At 61.9% G+C, this 16,361-nt stretch carries 13 protein-coding genes; 12 read left to right on the forward strand and 1 reads right to left on the reverse strand.

Going from position 1 to position 16,361, the window contains the following annotated elements; all coding sequences use genetic code 11:
* Positions 1-9: 9 nt before the first annotated feature.
* From BFP99_RS17390 to BFP99_RS17440, 11 genes are all read left to right on the forward strand, one after another.
* Complete coding sequence (locus tag BFP99_RS17390) at positions 10-1,053, forward strand: PLP-dependent cysteine synthase family protein (protein WP_065939576.1); 1,044 nt, start codon at positions 10-12, stop codon at positions 1,051-1,053.
* A gap of 28 nt (positions 1,054-1,081) precedes the next feature.
* Positions 1,082-2,230 (forward strand): NAD/NADP-dependent octopine/nopaline dehydrogenase family protein, encoded by a 1,149-nt coding sequence (locus tag BFP99_RS17395; protein ID WP_065926100.1) that lies wholly within the window; start codon positions 1,082-1,084, stop codon positions 2,228-2,230.
* A gap of 37 nt (positions 2,231-2,267) precedes the next feature.
* Positions 2,268-4,118, forward strand: coding sequence for an IucA/IucC family protein (locus BFP99_RS17400; RefSeq protein WP_065926099.1), 1,851 nt, complete (start codon positions 2,268-2,270; stop codon positions 4,116-4,118).
* 16 nt (positions 4,119-4,134) lie between these two features.
* Complete coding sequence (locus BFP99_RS17405) at positions 4,135-5,379, forward strand: MFS transporter (protein WP_065926098.1); 1,245 nt, start codon at positions 4,135-4,137, stop codon at positions 5,377-5,379.
* A gap of 15 nt (positions 5,380-5,394) precedes the next feature.
* Positions 5,395-6,579, forward strand: coding sequence for an aminotransferase class V-fold PLP-dependent enzyme (locus BFP99_RS17410; protein WP_065947797.1), 1,185 nt, complete (start codon positions 5,395-5,397; stop codon positions 6,577-6,579).
* Positions 6,580-6,664: 85 nt separating this feature from the next.
* Complete coding sequence (locus BFP99_RS17415; protein WP_065926096.1) at positions 6,665-7,180, forward strand: sigma-70 family RNA polymerase sigma factor; 516 nt, start codon at positions 6,665-6,667, stop codon at positions 7,178-7,180.
* Complete coding sequence (locus tag BFP99_RS17420) at positions 7,181-8,158, forward strand: FecR domain-containing protein (RefSeq protein WP_065939571.1); 978 nt, start codon at positions 7,181-7,183, stop codon at positions 8,156-8,158. It begins immediately after the preceding gene.
* A gap of 101 nt (positions 8,159-8,259) precedes the next feature.
* On the forward strand, positions 8,260-10,674 hold the full coding sequence (locus BFP99_RS17425; RefSeq protein WP_065947827.1) for a TonB-dependent receptor: 2,415 nt from the start codon (positions 8,260-8,262) through the stop codon (positions 10,672-10,674).
* A gap of 64 nt (positions 10,675-10,738) precedes the next feature.
* Entirely contained in the window at positions 10,739-11,893 is a 1,155-nt protein-coding gene (locus BFP99_RS17430) for an ABC transporter substrate-binding protein (protein WP_065947798.1), read from the forward strand.
* A complete protein-coding gene (locus BFP99_RS17435) occupies positions 11,890-12,936 on the forward strand; it encodes a FecCD family ABC transporter permease (protein WP_065926092.1) in 1,047 nt (348 codons plus the stop codon). The genes BFP99_RS17430 and BFP99_RS17435 overlap by 4 nt, the downstream gene beginning before the upstream one ends.
* The gene (locus tag BFP99_RS17440) at positions 12,930-13,685 is read left to right on the forward strand and encodes an ABC transporter ATP-binding protein (RefSeq protein ID WP_065926091.1); all 756 of its coding nucleotides are present in this window, start codon (positions 12,930-12,932) and stop codon (positions 13,683-13,685) included. Before BFP99_RS17435 ends, BFP99_RS17440 begins: the two co-directional genes overlap by 7 nt.
* A gap of 143 nt (positions 13,686-13,828) precedes the next feature.
* Here BFP99_RS17440 and BFP99_RS17445 read toward each other — a convergent pair whose 3' ends face one another.
* Entirely contained in the window at positions 13,829-14,836 is a 1,008-nt protein-coding gene (locus BFP99_RS17445) for an aldo/keto reductase (RefSeq protein WP_065926090.1), read from the reverse strand.
* Between the two features lie 444 nt (positions 14,837-15,280).
* On the opposite strand from BFP99_RS17445, the gene BFP99_RS17455 reads away from it, so the two are divergent.
* Entirely contained in the window at positions 15,281-16,267 is a 987-nt protein-coding gene (locus BFP99_RS17455; protein WP_065926088.1) for an acrylyl-CoA reductase (NADPH), read from the forward strand.
* Positions 16,268-16,361: the final 94 nt, after the last annotated feature.

Genomic DNA, 16,361 nt, shown 5'->3' on the forward strand with positions numbered 1-16,361 from the left:
GTACTTCATATGATACTGACTAAAGTTTCCGAGCTGATCGGCAATACGCCTATGTTGGGTATTTATATTCCGGGCACTGATGCCCGGCTGTTATTAAAGATAGAGAAAAACAATCCCGGCGGCAGTATCAAGGACCGCATGGCGCGCAACATGGTACTCGCCGCGCTCAAGTCCGGACGCTTGAAACCAGGTGGCGTGGTGGTTGAGTCGTCGTCGGGCAATACCGGCATCGGCCTGGCCATGGCCGCCGTCGAATTCGGCCTGCAATTTATCGCCGTGGTCGACCATCACGCGGCGCAGGACAAGATCGCGGTGATGAAGGCACTGGGCGCCGATATTCGGTTTGTCGCGGGAACTTATCGTGAAGATGAAGTCGCGGTGGTAGAGCGCCAGCGCCTGGCGGCCGAACTCGCCGAGCAGATCCCGGGGGCCGTGTTCATGAACCAGTCCGACAACGCGGCCAACGCCGGCGGCTACAGCGACTTTGTGCGGGAAACCATCGTTCAGGCCGAAGGTGTGATCGGCGCGTATGTCGGTTGCGTCGGTACCGGCGGGTCGATGACCGGGATTGCCCGAGGCCTTAAACAGCACAACCCCGACATTGTGACCGTGGCGGTGGAGCCCGCAGGTTCCATCGTTTTCGGGCATCCCGGCTATCCGTACTATCAGTCCGGTACCGGCACGCCTGCCGGGGACACAGTGGGGCTGGTGCTCGATTACAGCTGCATCGACCTGGGCGTGCAGGTCACCGACTCACAAGCCTTCGAGACCTCGCGCTATATCGCCCGCCACCTCGCCCTGCTGGTAGGCGGCTCGACCGGTGGCGCAATTTTCAAGGCCCTGGAGCTGATTCACAAAGGTGTACTGAGCGGCAATGTAGTAGTGCCGATTGCCGATGGCGGCGAAAAATACCTGCACACGGTCTTCGACGATAAGTGGCTGGAGGAACGCGACTTGCTCGACCCCGGCGTCGCGTCGCAGTTGGATGCCTGGCTGGGCAAGAACCACTGGCAGGAGTCCAGCTCCGCCCCGCTGCAACTGAGCGTCGCATGACCCTCTTTCGACCAAGGAGCGCCTCTGAATGAAACCGCTGAAAGTCGCCATTTGCGGCGGTGGCCGAACAGGTCATCTCAACGCCATTCTGTTCAAGCAACTGCCTGACGTCCAGGTTTCGCTGCTGACCAGCAACCTGGAAGTCGTCGACCACCACACGCGGCAGGTGCCGCTCCAGGCCCTGCTGCCGGACGGCTCCACATTGAACGCCCGGCTGGATCGGGTGACCGCCGAGGCCAGGCCCGCCGTCGAAGACGCCGACATCGTCATCATCACGGTGCCAGCCCATGCCCGTGCCAAAACCCTGCAGGCCATCGCGCCGCACTTGAGCACGAGCAAACCGGTGTACATCGGTGCGATTCCGGGCTTCTGCGGGTTCGACTGGCTGGCCGAGGCCACACTGGCAAACCACCCGAACCTGGTGATCTGGGGCATGAAGGACGTACCTCATACCGCCTTCGACCTCACCCCCGGTAGGTCGATAAAAATGGGCGGCGGCAAAAGCCAGTTATATGTCGCGACCCATGCCCGCGAATCCCAGGTGTCGCGCCAGCACTTGCACGACATCCTCACACGCCTCTACGGCCCTTGCGTCACGCTGCTCGATCACTACCTGGAGATCACCCTGACGCCCGGTAACCCGATCATGCACAGCTCGGTGATCTACGGGTTGATCGGCCCCTACGGGCAATGGCACCGCAAGATCTTTCCCCAGCGCCTGTGCTGGTGGACGGAGTGCCCCGAACTGGGCGCCTACTTCCTGGAACGCATGGATCAGGAAAGCCAGGAACTGTGCGCGGTCATCAGTGCGCGCATGGGCGTCGACCTGTCGTCCGTCAAATCCTTGAAACAGGAAATCGTCGAGGCGTACGGCGATCAGATTCGCGACCAGAGCAGCATGTTGTCCATTCTGCGCACCAACCAGGCCTACAACGACATCCTCGCGCCCATGGTGCCAGCCGGTGATAACCGCGCCGGGTATGTGATCGAGCGTGAGAGCCGTGCGTTCAACGAAGACGTCGCCTATGGCCTGGTGCTGCTGGTGGAAATGGCCAGGCGTTTTGAACTGAAAGTGCCCTATATCGAAGAAGTCCTGCACTGGAGCGTTGCCTACATGCAAGGCCTGCGCGACTCGGCGCTGGATTACTTCCCGAGCCAATGGCCTCGCACGGCATAACCCTTTTAATGAATGACTCAACAAGCAGAGAGCTGATATGGATGACCTCAACACCTTGATCGCCTACTCCCGCAAGAACGCCCTGCGCCGGCTGATTCGTTGCTTGTTTGCGGAAAATATCCTGGATCGTTCGGCGCTGGCGTTTACCCACGACGGCCAGCAGGCCACCTACCCGCTCAAGCAGAACGGCGCGCAGCTGTTTTTCTCCGAGATTGCGCTGGGCCCGGCCGACACGCTGGTCAATGACGGCGACGTGGTGCTACTGACGGCCGAAGGCGTGCGCCAGGTGATCACCCGCCATCAGGACCTGCTGGATGTACTGCGCGACAGTTTCGACTTCGAGCCCAGCGACGAAGGTGTGGCCGGTCTCAAGTCGGATATGGAAAACAGCCTGCTGAACGACGCCCACGCACGTCAGTTCCGCCAACACTGGAACGCGCGCCTGGCGCAGGCCGCTCAACGCCAGGGCCTCAGCAGCCTCACCGATTACCTGCGTCGGCATGCAAGCACCAAGGACGCCGCGATCTTGCTGGATCAGTGGGGCTCGCTGGAAGGCCACCCCTACTACCCGACCTGGAAAGCCCGCCCCGGGCTGAATGACGCTGAGGTCGAGCAACTGTCTCCGGAGTTCAACGCCCAGGTGCCCCTGCGGATAGCCGCCTTGCGTGCCGACATGGCCAAAAGCGAAAGCATGCCTCACGTGACCAACTACCACGCCTGGTTCGCCAGCAATTTCCCGGCACACTGGGAGCAATGGAAAGCGGCGCTCAACGCCAAAGGCCTGGATGAAACGCAATGGCTGCCCCTGCCGATTCATGCCTGGCACTTGCAGGCCTATGTGCTCAAGACGTTTGCTGCGGAAATCGAAGAAGGCCTGCTGATCACTGAGGGGCCGGATATTCAGACGCTGCCGACCATGTCATACCGCACGATGATGCCGGTCCTGGACCACGCTGCACCGCTGATCAAATTGCCCATCGCGTTGTGGATGACCAGCGAGTTGCGCAGCCTGCAAGCCAAGTCGATCCATATGGGGCCGCGCATCAGCACAGTGATCACGCAAATCCTGGAAGCCGAAAACGGTTTCGACCAGCAACTGGAAATCTTCCCGGAAGAAATCGGCGTGCGCTACCGCCACGCAATCACCCAGGACGACGTACCGGGAAAACACCTGTCCGTGGTGTTTCGTGCCAGCCGGCAAGCGTTCGAACGCAGCGATGAGCGTCTGCCGATCACGGTGGCTTCGTTGTTCACCCGTTTACCGGGCAGCGGTCGGCCGCTGTTTACCGACCTGATCGAACGCGACGGGGTGCGTGCCGACGCCGCCAGCGTAGAACAGTGGTTTCGCCACTATGCCAAGGTCGTCACCCACCCCGTGGTGGCAATCTATCTGCTGTACGGTATCGGGCTCGAAGCGCACCAGCAGAACACCATGGTGCTGTTCTCACCCGATGGCGTGCCGCGCAGCCTGCTGATCCGCGATTTTGGCGATGGCAGAACCTACGCCCCCCTGCTGGAAGAACGCGGTTATACGTTACAGCCGCATGTGCAGCCTGGCATTCTGCCTACGGTATTTAGCGGCGATATCGAGCCGGTGCGCATGTTTGTACTGGACGCCGCGTTCCTCACCCACTTGCATGAAATGGCCCTGTGGCTGACCAAGGAGTACGGCATGGACAACACACGTTTGTGGGCAATATTGCGCGAGGAAACCGAAAACGCCTTTGCCGCCGTGCGCGAGCGGGTCTCGCCGCAGGTGTGGGAGGTCGAGCGCCAGGCCTTTGTCGAGGATCCATGGCCTACCCGTTCGTTACTGCGCATGCATTTGATGCAGTATTCCAACTATCGTTTGCAGCACACCCTGACCAACCCGCTAGCTGCCGTTTAATCACTGAGGCCGTCTCATGTCCCAAGCAGGTGCCATCCAGGGTTCGCGTGTAAGAATCCTCATTTATCTTCTGTTCGCGATCCAGCTGGTCTCCATGGGCGCGATGGAAATGAGCGGGCCGTTCTGGCCCGTGCACCTGCGCGGGCTGGCGTCCTCGGAGTCGGTATTCAGCTTCGCCAGCATCGCCGTGTACGTCGGGCCGATGCTGGGCATCATGCTGACCAGTGCATTCTGGGGCCGTATCGGCGATCGCTACGGCCACAAGCTGATGATGATCCGCGCACTCGCGGGGTTGTCCCTGACCCAGCTCGGGCTGGCCTTTTTCAGTGACATCTGGGTCATCCTGGTCCTGCGTTTTCTGCAGGGCGCCTTTGCCGGCTATATAGCCCCGGCGCAGGCTTACGGGGTCAGTATCGAAGCGCCGTCGCGGCGGGCGCGGTTATTCGCGATCCTGCAGATATCGACCAATGTCGGCTCACTGCTCGGTGCGGTCGTAGGCGGCCTGATCCTCGATTACGCGACGTTTTTCTGGATCAACATCGTCGCCTCGGTGCTCTGTGCACTCTGTACCGTCATCGCCGCCGTGACCTTGCCGGATGTGCCTCCCGTACCAAAAAAGCCGACGGTGGCCACCCGCACGCCGGTCGCAGGCACCGACAGCGTATGGCGCAGCTCTCCGCTGCTGTCGCTGCTGTGCGTCATGGGCATCCTGCTGCTCGCGCGCATGCTGCCGCAGACCTCGTTCTCGCTGTATGTGAGCTCGACGTTCGAGGTCAACAACTCCGTCGTCGGCTTGTGCTACGGGTTGCTGGCGCTGGGCTTCATCCTGTCGGCAACGGCATGGTCGCGCTACTTCGAGCATCGTTCCCAGGCAGAAACCCTGCAACGCATCACATATGTCGTCATGGGCTGCATCGCCCTGACCGCCGTGGCGGGCGTAACGCGCAGCGCCGTGGTATTTATCGTCGCCTACTTCATTTGGGGGGTGCTGTTGGGGGCGACCACCCCCGTGCTGATGGCGTTGGTCTCGAAAACCGCCGACAGCTCGCGACAAGGCTACGTACTGGGTATTGCCCAAAGCACTGCGCAGTTCGCCTCGATTGCCGGCATCTCCATCGGTGGCTTGCTGAGCCAGGTCTACGGCCTGCAATACACCTATCTTTTCGTGTGCCTGGCCTATGCAGTGGCGCTGATTCCCATGGTCGCGCTGCGGTACTGGTCGGTGTCCGCGCCGTCCAATGGCGTTGCAGGCAGCGACTGAACAAGGAGTGAGGGTTTGAACATTGAACAACTGCGTGCCGACACACCGGGTGTCGAGCATCTGATCCATTTCAATAATGCCGGTGCGGCGCTGATGCCTGAGCCGGTGGTCCAGGTCATGACCGGGCACCTGCAACAGGAAGCCCGCCTCGGCGGGTATGAAGCGGCCGCCGGATGCGCGCCTGAACTGGACAATGTCTACACCGCCGTCGGGCGCCTGATCAATGCGCACCCCACTGAAATCGCAGTGGTCGAAAACGCCACCCGAGCCTGGGACATGGCCTTCTATTCACTGGCGCTCAAGCCCGGCGACGCCGTGCTGACCTCCATGACCGAATACGCCGGCAACTACATCCCATACCTGCAATTGAGGCAGCAGCGCGGGATCGAGATCCGGATCATCCCCAACGATGAACACGGCCAGGTGTGCCTCGCAGCCTTGGCGGCCATGCTTGAAGACGAGCGCGTCGCCCTGGTATCGCTGCCGATGATCGCCACCAACGGCGGGCCTGTGCAACCCGTCGAGCAGATCGGTGCCCTCGCCCGGGCGGCGGGTGTGTTGTTCCTGCTGGACGCTTGCCAGGGAGTGGGCCAGGTGCCGATCGATGTGCAAAAGATCGGCTGCCATATGCTCGCCGCCACCAGTCGAAAATACCTGCGCGGGCCGAGGGGCGTGGGGTTCCTGTACGTAGAACAATCCCTGTGCCAACGCCTGGAGCCGGTTTTTCTGGACCTGCATGCGGCGTCCTTGCTCACGGCAGACAGCTTTGAAATTCGTGCGGATGCGCGACGTTTTGAAAATTGGGAATGCAATGTTGCGGCCAAGCTGGGCCTGGGGGCCGCAGCGGAGTATGCGTTGGCGCAGGGTATCGAACCGATATGGCAGCGCATCCAGCACCTGGCGGGTTACTTACGCCATCGACTGACCGACGTGGCGGGTATCACCTCGCAGGACCTGGGCCCTGTAAAGTCCGGCATCGTCACCTTCAGTCATCGCCACCACAGCGCCCCACAGGTGCAGCAGTGGCTCGCAGCGCAACCCAAACGCATCAACGTGAGCACTTCGACAGCAGGCTCGACCCTGCTCGACATGCAGCAGCGGGGCTTGCTTGAGGTCAGCCGTGCATCGGTTCACGCTTACAACACCGAAGCTGAAATCGATTTGCTGATTGACGCCTTGATACGCCTGTCACACGCCTGATCACGGGACACGATGGCGCTTGCGCTCAAGCTGGTTTGTCAACTAGCATTGGGAATACTTCTCAATTACAAACAAATCTGCCGCCATGAGCGAAATCTCTTCCGCAAATCATCTCAATCACCTGCGCGCCATCGAGGCCCTGTACAGCGGGCATCACGGCTGGCTGTATGCCACGCTGAAGAGAAAACTGGGTAACGCCATGGATGCGGCGGATCTGGCGCAGGACACCTTCACCCGGATCCTCGCCTCACAAGTCACGGTGATTGACCAGCCACGGGCGTACCTGAGCTGCGTGGCCAAGGGCATCCTGGTCAACTGGTACCAGCGCAAGGCACTGGAACGCGCCTACCTGGATGCGCTGGCGAACGTGCCCACCCACGAAGCGCCGTCGCCCGAGGCGCACTTCATGGTGCTGGAAACCCTGCACGAAATCGACGCCATGCTCGATACCCTGGCGCCCCTGGTCAAGCGCGCCTTCCTGCTGTCGCAGATCAACGGCCTCAAGTACGACGACATCGCCGAGCAACTGGGTGTATCGCTGATCACCGTCAAGCGCTACATGAAACAGGCCTTCGTACAGTGCCTGATGCTGGTGGAGTGAATGCTCGGTCTGCGCAAGGAGCCGCCGCTGGACCCGCAGGTACTCGAAGAAGCCGCCGAGTGGCTGATGCGCTTGAGCGAACGCGAACTGAGCGAGCACGAGCGCGCCGAATGGGAGCGCTGGAAGGTCAGCAGCCCGGAGCGGGATCGCGCCTGGTCCCGTGCGCAATTGCTGCAGAGCAAGTTCGGCGGCCTGCCGCCCGCCCTGGCGATGTCGGCGCTGGACCGGCCAGACAGCCCTGAACGTCGTGCAGCACTGGGCAAGCTGGCGATCCTGCTGGCGCTGGCGCCCGCGGGTTGGGGGAGCTGGAAGCTGGCGCAATCGCAGCAATGGTCAGCGGACTATCGCACCGACGTTGGCCAACGCCGCGAACTGACCCTGGCCGATGGCTCACGCATCACCCTGAACACCGCCACCGCCATCGACGTCGTATTCGACGACCGTCAACGGCTTATTCACCTGCGCGAGGGCGAAATCCTGGTGCAGACCGCCGTGGACACCGCCCCCCTGCCCCGGCCGTTCCTGATCAGCACCCGCCAGGGAAGCATGCAGGCGCTGGGCACACGGTTTACCGTGCGTGAAGTCAGCCCCCGCACCCATCTTGCGGTCATCGACGGCGCGGTGCGGGTGATATTGGCCGATAACCGCCAGACCCCGCCGCTGATCGTCAATGCAGGGCAGCGCACCGACTTCTCCTCACAGACCTTTGGTGACCTGGCGCCGACCGATCGCTACATCGGTTCATGGACCCAAGGCATGTTGATGGCCGACAAGATGCGCCTGGCGGATTTCGTCGCGGAACTGACGCGCTACCGCCGAGGTTTCCTGCGCTGTGATCCGGCCATCGCCGACTTGCGCATTTCCGGGGCCTTTCCGATCAGTGATACCGATCGCACCTTGAGCATGCTGGTGCACACTTATCCCGTGCTGGCGAACAGTCATTTGCGCGGTTACTGGGTCACCCTGTCGCCCGCCTGACTCTCACGCAAAAATAAACGGCGGCCGGGGTGATACTTTTTTCGATCTCGACTGGCAAAGACAGGAACAGCCTTTTCCTCTCGTCCATGGGTCATCCTTTCATGCTCGTAGCACGGCCCCTGCGTCCGGCTCGTCCGCTCAAACCGATGGTGCACGGCGTTGTGCTCAGCCTGCTGCTGGCCGGAGCCATGTGCCCGGTGGCGTTGGCGGATGCACCGGCCCAATTGGACTCAGTCGCTGTGCAGGCCTACCACATTGCCCCCGGCCCGCTCGGCGCGACGCTCTCAAGCTTTGCCGTGGACGCCGGTATTGCTCTGTCGTTCCAGCCGTCGATCACGGAGGGCCTGATCAGCCCCGAACTGAACGGCACCTACTCCACGCAGGAAGCCGTCACGCGTTTGCTCGAAGGCAGCGGCCTGGAGATGGTGTTGCGCAGCGATGGCAGCTACACCCTGGTACTGCGCCGGCTGACGCTGTCGGCGACCACGGTGGAGGCGGCGCAAAAACACACCGATAGCCTGCCGCCGGTGTACCCGGGCGGCCAGGTGGCCGAGGGCGGGCGTCTCGGCCTGCTGGGCAATACGGATGTGATGGACGCGCCGTTCAGCATCAGCACCTATACCGCGTCATTGATCAAAGACCAGCAGGCGACCACCGTGGGCGACGTGCTGGAGCGCGACTCTTCGGTCCGCTCCACCGGCCAGACGGGAGGGATCGTCGACTCATTCTTTATCCGCGGCTTTCCGGTGGGCGAAGGCAACCTCGGAGAACTGGCGTTCGACGGTGTGTACGGCGTGGCCTCCAATTACCGGGTCTTCACCGACTACGCCGAACGCATCGAAGTGGTCAAAGGCCCTGGCGCCCTCCTCTACGGCATGTCCCCCAACAGCGCCGTCGGTGGCGTGATCAACGTGGTCCCCAAGCGCGCCCTGGACGAGGACCTGACCCGCGTCACGGCCACCTATGCCCAGGACCGACAACTGGGCACCCATATCGACCTGAGTCGGCGGTTTGGCGAGGACCGGCGATTCGGCATGCGCGTCAACGGCCGCGTGCAGCAGGGTGACACTGTCATCGACAAGCAATCGCGGGATGTCGGGGTCAGTGCCATCGCCCTGGATTACCAGGGCGATCGCCTGCGCACCAGCCTGGACCTGATCAACCAGCAAGAGCAATTCGACGCGGCGTCACGGCCCTTCCTGATCGCGCCCGGCGTGCCGATTCCCCACGCCGCCAACGGGCGTACCAACGTCAGCCAGGCGTGGGGCTGGTCCAAGACCCGCGACGAGTCGGCATTGCTGGGTGGCGAGTATGACGTGAGCGACGCACTGACCCTGTTTGCCCATGCCGGCGGTGGGAAGTCGAACGTGGCACGCCTTTCCGACCAGACCCCGACCATCATCAACACCGCCGGCGACACCTCGTCGATCCCCGGCTATTACAAATTTAAAGTACGGCGCTACACGGTCGACAGCGGTGCCCGACTGCGTTTCGACACCGGGCCGATCAGCCACAGCACCACGCTGCAAGTGACGCGCTATCGCGATGAGTTGTCGCGCGGCATTATTTCCGGCCCGCCGATCCTGTCGAACATTTACCACCCTGTCTCACGACCCGAGGCCGACATTGCTACGCCTGCCACGCCGAAAGTCTCGGCGACCGAATTGTCCGGCGTCGCCGTTGCCGACACCTTGTCGATCCTCGATCAGCGCCTGCAGGTGACGGCCGGCCTGCGCAAACAGACCATCCGCTCCAACAACTACGACGCGGCGGGTACGGTGACCACGGCTTACGACGACGGCAGGACCACGCCGCTGTTCGGCGCAGTTGTCCGGCCCTGGGAGCATGTGTCGTTCTACTACAACTACCTGGAAGGCTTGAGCAAAGGCGATATCGCCCCCGCCACGGCCTCGAACGCGGGCCAGATCTTTGCCCCCTACGTCTCACGCCAGCATGAGGTGGGGGTCAAGCTCGACTACGGCACGGTCATGTCCACACTCGCGCTGTTCCAGATCACCAAACCCAGTGGCGAGCTGTCAGGTACCACCTTTGCGGTACAAGGCGAACAGCGCAACCGCGGCCTGGAGCTGAACGTATCCGGTGAGGCCGGCCAAGGCACACGCCTGCTCGGCGGGGTGACGCTGCTGGATGCGCAACTGACCAAAAGCGCGGTTGCGGCCAACCGGGGCAACACCCCGGTGGGGGTGCCGAAGGTGCAAGCCAACCTCTGGGCCGAGTGGGACGTGCCCTGGGTCGAGGGGATGACGCTAACCAGCGGGGCGTTGTACACCGGCAGCCAATATGTGAACCAGGCCAACACCCAGCAGTTGGACCCCTGGACCCGCTTCGACATGGGCGTGCGCTACAGCACGCGCATCGCCCAGCGGCCGACGACCTTTCGCGCCACGGTACAGAACGTGTTCGACCGTGAGTATTGGTCGGGGGTCGCTTCCTATGGTGCGTTCTCTCAAGGCTCGCCACGCACCCTTCTACTGTCGACCACGGTCGATTTCTGAAACCTTCGGCCCGGCACGGCAAGCTGCACCGCCACCCGGCCCGACCACTGCAAAGGCTTTAACCATGGTTACCATTGTTCGACGCAGCCACGCCTTCGCCGGGCTGCTGCTTGCGGGTTTGTTGGGATGGGCTCTGCCGTCGACGGCCGCCGAGCCGCAGGCACCACGCAGCACCGTCACCGATTTGCTCGGGCGCCAGGTCAAGGTGCACCTGCCGGTCCGGCGGGTGATTCTCGGGGAAGGCCGTCAGTTGTACCTGGTTGCCGCGTTGGATACGCAAAACCCCATCGAGCGAATCGTCGGCTGGCGCAAGGACCTGATCCAGTCCGACCCGGACACCTATGGCGCTTACCTGCGTAAATTTCCCGCCATCGCCAAAATCCCCACCTTTGGCGGCTTTGAAGACGGCACCTTCGATATCGAGCAGGCCATCTCCCAGCGCCCGGACGTGATCATCCTCAATATCGAGGCCCAGCACGCGACCGAGGACGCCCGCTATATCGAAAAGCTCGATGCCCTGGGGATTCCAGTGGTGTACGTCGACTTTCGCAACCACCCGATGCAGAACACCGAACCGACCATGCGCCTGTTCGGCCAGTTGTTCGGCAAAGAGGCGCGTGCCGAAGCGTTTATCGACTTTCGCAACCAGCAGATCCGCCGCGTCACCGACGTGATCACCGCGCAACACCCTTCGCGCCCCAGCGTGTTCATCGAGCGTATCGGTGGCTACACCGACGATTGCTGCCTGAGTTTCGGCAATGAAAACTTCGGTCTGTTCGTCGATATGGCGGGGGGCAATAACATCGCCAGAGGCGTTATTCCCACCACCTTTGGCCAGCTGAATCCCGAGCAAGTGATCGTCGCCAACCCGGAACAGGTGGTGGTCACCAGTGCCAACTGGGAAGCCTTTGCCCCCGGTGGCCACTGGGTCGGGGTGGGGCCCGGTGCCGACATGGCCCAAGCCCGGCGCAAACTGGCCTGGTATACCCAACGCCCGGCCTATGCCGGGATCAAGGCGCAGGATGACCAGGCGTTCCATGCCATCTGGCACCAGTTCTACAACAGCCCTTATCAGTTCGTGGCCATCCAGCAGTTGGCCAAGTGGTTTCATCCGACACTGTTTGCCGACCTGGACCCTGAAGCCTCGTTTCGCGAATTGCACGAGCGATTCCTGCCGGTGCCCTATGAGCCGGGTTACTTCGTGAGCCTCAAGCCATGAGTGCCGTGATCCAACGCGACACCTACCGGGCCCTGGTGCTGCGCAAACGCCTGATCCTCGGTGGCCTGCTCTTGCTGCTGTTGTGCAGTGTGCTGCTTGACCTGGCCCTGGGGCCGGCGCGCTACAGCTTCAATGAAGTACTCGGTGCACTGTTTGCGCCGGACAGTGCGCCGGCACAGGTTCGCGTGGTGATGTGGGACATCCGCCTGCCGATCGCCCTGATGGCCGTTGCCGTGGGTGCGGCGTTGTCACTGGCCGGCGCGCAGATGCAGACCATCCTCAATAACCCGCTGGCCAGCCCCTTCACCTTGGGCATTTCCGCCGCCGCCAGTTTTGGTGCAGCCATGGGGCTGGCGTTTGGTGTGGCGCTGTTTCCGTTGGCGGCGCAGTACATGGTGCCGGTCAACGCGTTCATCATGGCCATGCTGTCGGCGTTGCTGATTCACTTCCTGAGCATGCGTCGCGGGGTCACCGCGGAAACCATCGTGCTATTGGGTATTGCCCTGGTCTTCACGTTTAACGCGTTATTGGCCCTGGTGCAGTTTTTCGCCACCGAGCAAGCCGTGGCGGCCGTGGTGTTCTGGACCATGGGCAGCCTGACCAAAGCCACCTGGCCCAAACTCGGGGTGATCTGCCTGGTGATCGTGATCACCCTGCCGATCTTTGCCAAGCGCGCCTGGGCCCTGACCGCACTGCGACTGGGGGACGACAAGGCCGCCAGCTTCGGGATCAACGTACGCAGCCTGCGCTTTCAGACGCTGATCATGGTCAGCCTGCTCGCCTCGTTCCCCGTGGCCTTTGTGGGCACCATCGGCTTTATCGGGCTGGTCGGCCCGCATATTGCGCGGATGTTGATCGGCGAGGACCAACGCTTCTTCCTTCCGGCCTCGCTGCTGACCGGCGCACTGATTCTGTCCGCCAGTTCAGTGGTGAGCAAAACCCTGATCCCCGGCGCCATCTTCCCGATCGGGGTGGTCACTTCACTGATCGGCGTGCCGTTCTTCATATCACTGATCCTCAGCGGGAAGAAAAACACATGGTGAAGATTCAGCTGCAAGACCTGGGTGCCCGCTATGGCCAGCGCACGATCATCCGTGGCGTTACCACCGCCGCGTTCACCGGCGGCCAGGTGGTCGCGGTGGTGGGGCCCAATGCGGCGGGCAAGTCCACCTTGTTCAAACGCATGGCCGGGCTGATCGACGGGCCTGGACAGGTGATCCTGCAGGACTCGAAAAAGGGCCGTCAGGGCATCTGCTACATGCCCCAGGGCTTAAATGCCAGTGCGCGGTTGACGGTCTACGAATCGGTACTCCTGGCCCGCAAGCAACTGTCGCCGCAATGGACCGTCCACGATGACGAGTTGAACCTGGTGGACGAAATGCTCGAGGCCCTTGGCATCAGCGACTTGTCCTTTCGCAACCTCGGCGAACTCAGCGGCGGCCAGCAGCAACTGGTGTCCATCGCCCAGACCTTGGTGCGCGAACCGGAAGTCCTGCTGATGGACGAACCCACCAGCGCCCTCGACATGCATCGCCAGGTGCAAGTGTTGAACTTCATGGGCGCACTGGCCCGCCAACAGCAGGTCATCGTGTTTATTGCCCTGCATGACCTGAACCAGGCGTTGCGCTTTGCCGACCAGGTATTGGTGATTGCCGACGGCACCGCCCAAGGCAGCGGCGCGAGTCATGAGGTGATCACCGAACGCATGCTGCGCGAGGTGTACCAGGTTGAGGCGCGGATCGAGCAGTGCAGTCGGGGACAACGGCATATTTTGATCGACGGCATAACTTGACCGCGTACCCAGCACGAGCCATAGATTGATGCGAGAACATGCCGATAGCCGAAACCCGCGTCGTCAGCTTGGCTTGTTTCGTCCTCGCAGTGACTCCAGGCTTAACCCTCATTGACCGCGCGTTCGCATTGCACCTTCACAGGTCAGGCAACGACACGCTCTGGAGCGCCGTCAGCCCAAGCAACAGGTACCCTGGCTACTGCCGACGGCGCCAGGTCACTCACGCTATCAAGTCGACCAATTTGCTCCGCAGAGAGCTGCAGTGTCAGCGCTCCAAGGTTATCGGTAAGTTGGCCAAGTGAGCGCGGGCCGATAATGGGAACCGCACCATGCGTGCCTGCCCAAGCAATGGCAACCTGGCCCGGGCTGACGCCGTGTTCACCCGCTATAGCGACTACCGCGTCCAGCGTCTGCGTGCGCTGTGCCGAGTTCTCCGGCTGGAACACACGCCCTGCGAACCCTTCAGCACGCCCCTTTTCACCTTGCCGGTACTTTCCGGTCAACATACCGCCCCCCAGGGGCGACCACGTCACGATGCCGAGACCGAGCGCATGCGATGCCTTGAACAAATCGGCCTCGGGCTCGCGATGCACCAAGCTATGTTCGAATTGTGCAGCCGCAATCGGAACGGCATGGGACAGTTCGGCCAACGTGACCGCACGGGCGAGGCGCCAGGCGGGGAAGTTCGACAGGCCCGCGTACAGGATCTTGCCGGCACGCGCCAGGTCCTCGAAGCCTCGGACGATTTCCTCAAGGGGCGTGGTGCCATCCGGGTGATGCGCCCAGTAAATATCAATCCGATCGGTTTTGAGCCGTTTCAGGCTTGCCTCCACGGAAGCCACCATGGCCTTACGGCTGTTGCCGGTGACCAGTCGGTTCGCATTCTGCACTGCGCCACTGCTGAACTTGGTGGCGAGCACAAAATCCTCACGCCGCCCTTCCAGCAAGGTACCGAGCAGTTCTTCGGATTGCCCGAATTGGTAGACGTCAGCCGAATCGATGAAGTTGCCGCCAGCTTCGGCATAAGCGTTGAACACAGCTTTGCTGGCGTCGGGATCGGCGCCATAACCCCAGCCTGTGCCGAAGTTGCCCGTGCCGAGCGCCACCTGTGAAACCTGCAAACCGGTCTTTCCAAATGATGTGTACTTCATGCTGTGCTCCGTCAATTGAATCGGCCCTGTTGTCGGGATCGACTGGGCGCATGACCGCCTCGATAGCGTTCCCCTGCGCTTTAGTGACTTTCATCTTCAAGATCTGTGTAGATAGGCCAGCAGTGAAGCCTATAGCCTTCATTGATGTCAATCGCAATCAAAGATCTTGACGACGAAGATTATGATCGACATCATTGAGGTGCTTGCCTCACAAGGGTGCTGGAAATTTGCGCGCCCATCTGACCGCGCCCACCTGCTTTCGTCGAGGCGGGCTTGGCCTTCGAGTTTGCCGCCATGGTCCAGGAAAACCTCGCTGGGACGCGCAAGGACAAGGGCATCGTCACCTTCAACTACCCTCAGGTGGGTCGCAGGCGAACCCAAGGTTTTCCAACTGGGTCAACTGATTTAGCACAACGCACGTGGTCACCTGACCAGGAGAAGACGATGACATTCAAGGCACTGCTCGCCAGCAAGACCGGTGACACCCTTTCAACCCGCTTGGTTGACTTTGAGGACGAGGATTTGATGCCGGGCGACGTCACCGTCGCGGTCGAATACTCAACGGTGAACTACAAGGACGCGATGGCGCTCAGTGGCCGGTCACCGATCATCCGCAAGTTTCCGCTGATTCCGGGGATCGACTTTGCCGGGGTCGTAGAGTCGTCGACCTATCCCGGCATTGTGGCCGGCGACCGTGTGCTGGCCAACGGCTGGGGACTCAGCCAGACTCACCACGGCGGCTTCGCCCAAAGGGCACGGGTGAGCGGTGATTGGCTGGTCAAGGTTCCCGCAGCGTTTTCGGCCCGGGATGCCATGGCCATCGGCACAGCGGGGTACACCGCAATGCTGTCCGTGCTGGCACTGGAACATGGCGGTCTGACGCCTGCGCGCGGCGACATCCTGGTGACCGGCGCCAATGGCGGCTCTGGATCGGTGGCGATTGCCCTGCTGTCCAAACTGGGCTATCGCGTGATCGCGTCGACCGGGCGGCTTGAAGAAGCCGATTACCTGCGCGCGCTCGGCGCGAACGAAATCATCGACCGCCACACCCTGTCCGCACCGGGCGCACCGATTTCCGAAGAGCGCTGGGCGGGCGCCATTGACTCGGTCGGCAGCCATACGTTGGCTAACGTGCTGGCGCATACCCGGTATCGTGGCGTGGTCGCGGCCTTCGGACTTGCACAAGGCGCGGATCTGCCCGCCTCTGTGCTCCCCTTCATCCTGCGCAACATCACCCTTGCTGGCATTGATTCGGTCAATGCGCCTCAGCAGATACGGCTGCAGGCTTGGTCGCGCCTTGCCAGTGACTTGGATCTGGACAAGCTTGCCCGAACCTCAAAGGTGGTTGGCCTCGGCGATGTTCCTGACATCGCCAGCCGCGTGCTCGCAGGGAAAATTCAGGGGCGGACCATTGTTGACGTGAACGCGTGACGGGGCGGCGGGGTTTTCCAGTGCCACCACGCGCTGTTGTCCGAGGCGCTGCCTCTGCTGGCGAAAATCGATGATCAACCGAGGATCGACCGCT

Origin of the sequence: Pseudomonas sp. 1 R 17 (assembly GCF_900067035.1) — a bacterium.
Lineage (GTDB): Bacteria > Pseudomonadota > Gammaproteobacteria > Pseudomonadales > Pseudomonadaceae > Aquipseudomonas > Aquipseudomonas marginalis.

What these genes read in the sequence shown, in the direction of transcription:
- BFP99_RS17445 (WP_065926090.1), bottom strand. Translation starts at nt 14,836, where the DNA reads ATGAAGTACACATCATTTGGAAAGACCGGTTTGCAGGTTTCACAGGTG.
- BFP99_RS17440 (WP_065926091.1), top strand. Translation starts at nt 12,930, where the DNA reads ATGGTGAAGATTCAGCTGCAAGACCTGGGTGCCCGCTATGGCCAGCGC.
- BFP99_RS17400 (WP_065926099.1), top strand. Translation starts at nt 2,268, where the DNA reads ATGGATGACCTCAACACCTTGATCGCCTACTCCCGCAAGAACGCCCTG.
- BFP99_RS17415 (WP_065926096.1), top strand. Translation starts at nt 6,665, where the DNA reads ATGAGCGAAATCTCTTCCGCAAATCATCTCAATCACCTGCGCGCCATC.
- BFP99_RS17455 (WP_065926088.1), top strand. Translation starts at nt 15,281, where the DNA reads ATGACATTCAAGGCACTGCTCGCCAGCAAGACCGGTGACACCCTTTCA.
- BFP99_RS17395 (WP_065926100.1), top strand. Translation starts at nt 1,082, where the DNA reads ATGAAACCGCTGAAAGTCGCCATTTGCGGCGGTGGCCGAACAGGTCAT.
- BFP99_RS17425 (WP_065947827.1), top strand. Translation starts at nt 8,260, where the DNA reads ATGCTCGTAGCACGGCCCCTGCGTCCGGCTCGTCCGCTCAAACCGATG.
- BFP99_RS17405 (WP_065926098.1), top strand. Translation starts at nt 4,135, where the DNA reads ATGTCCCAAGCAGGTGCCATCCAGGGTTCGCGTGTAAGAATCCTCATT.
- BFP99_RS17390 (WP_065939576.1), top strand. Translation starts at nt 10, where the DNA reads ATGATACTGACTAAAGTTTCCGAGCTGATCGGCAATACGCCTATGTTG.
- BFP99_RS17420 (WP_065939571.1), top strand. Translation starts at nt 7,181, where the DNA reads ATGCTCGGTCTGCGCAAGGAGCCGCCGCTGGACCCGCAGGTACTCGAA.
- BFP99_RS17430 (WP_065947798.1), top strand. Translation starts at nt 10,739, where the DNA reads ATGGTTACCATTGTTCGACGCAGCCACGCCTTCGCCGGGCTGCTGCTT.
- BFP99_RS17435 (WP_065926092.1), top strand. Translation starts at nt 11,890, where the DNA reads ATGAGTGCCGTGATCCAACGCGACACCTACCGGGCCCTGGTGCTGCGC.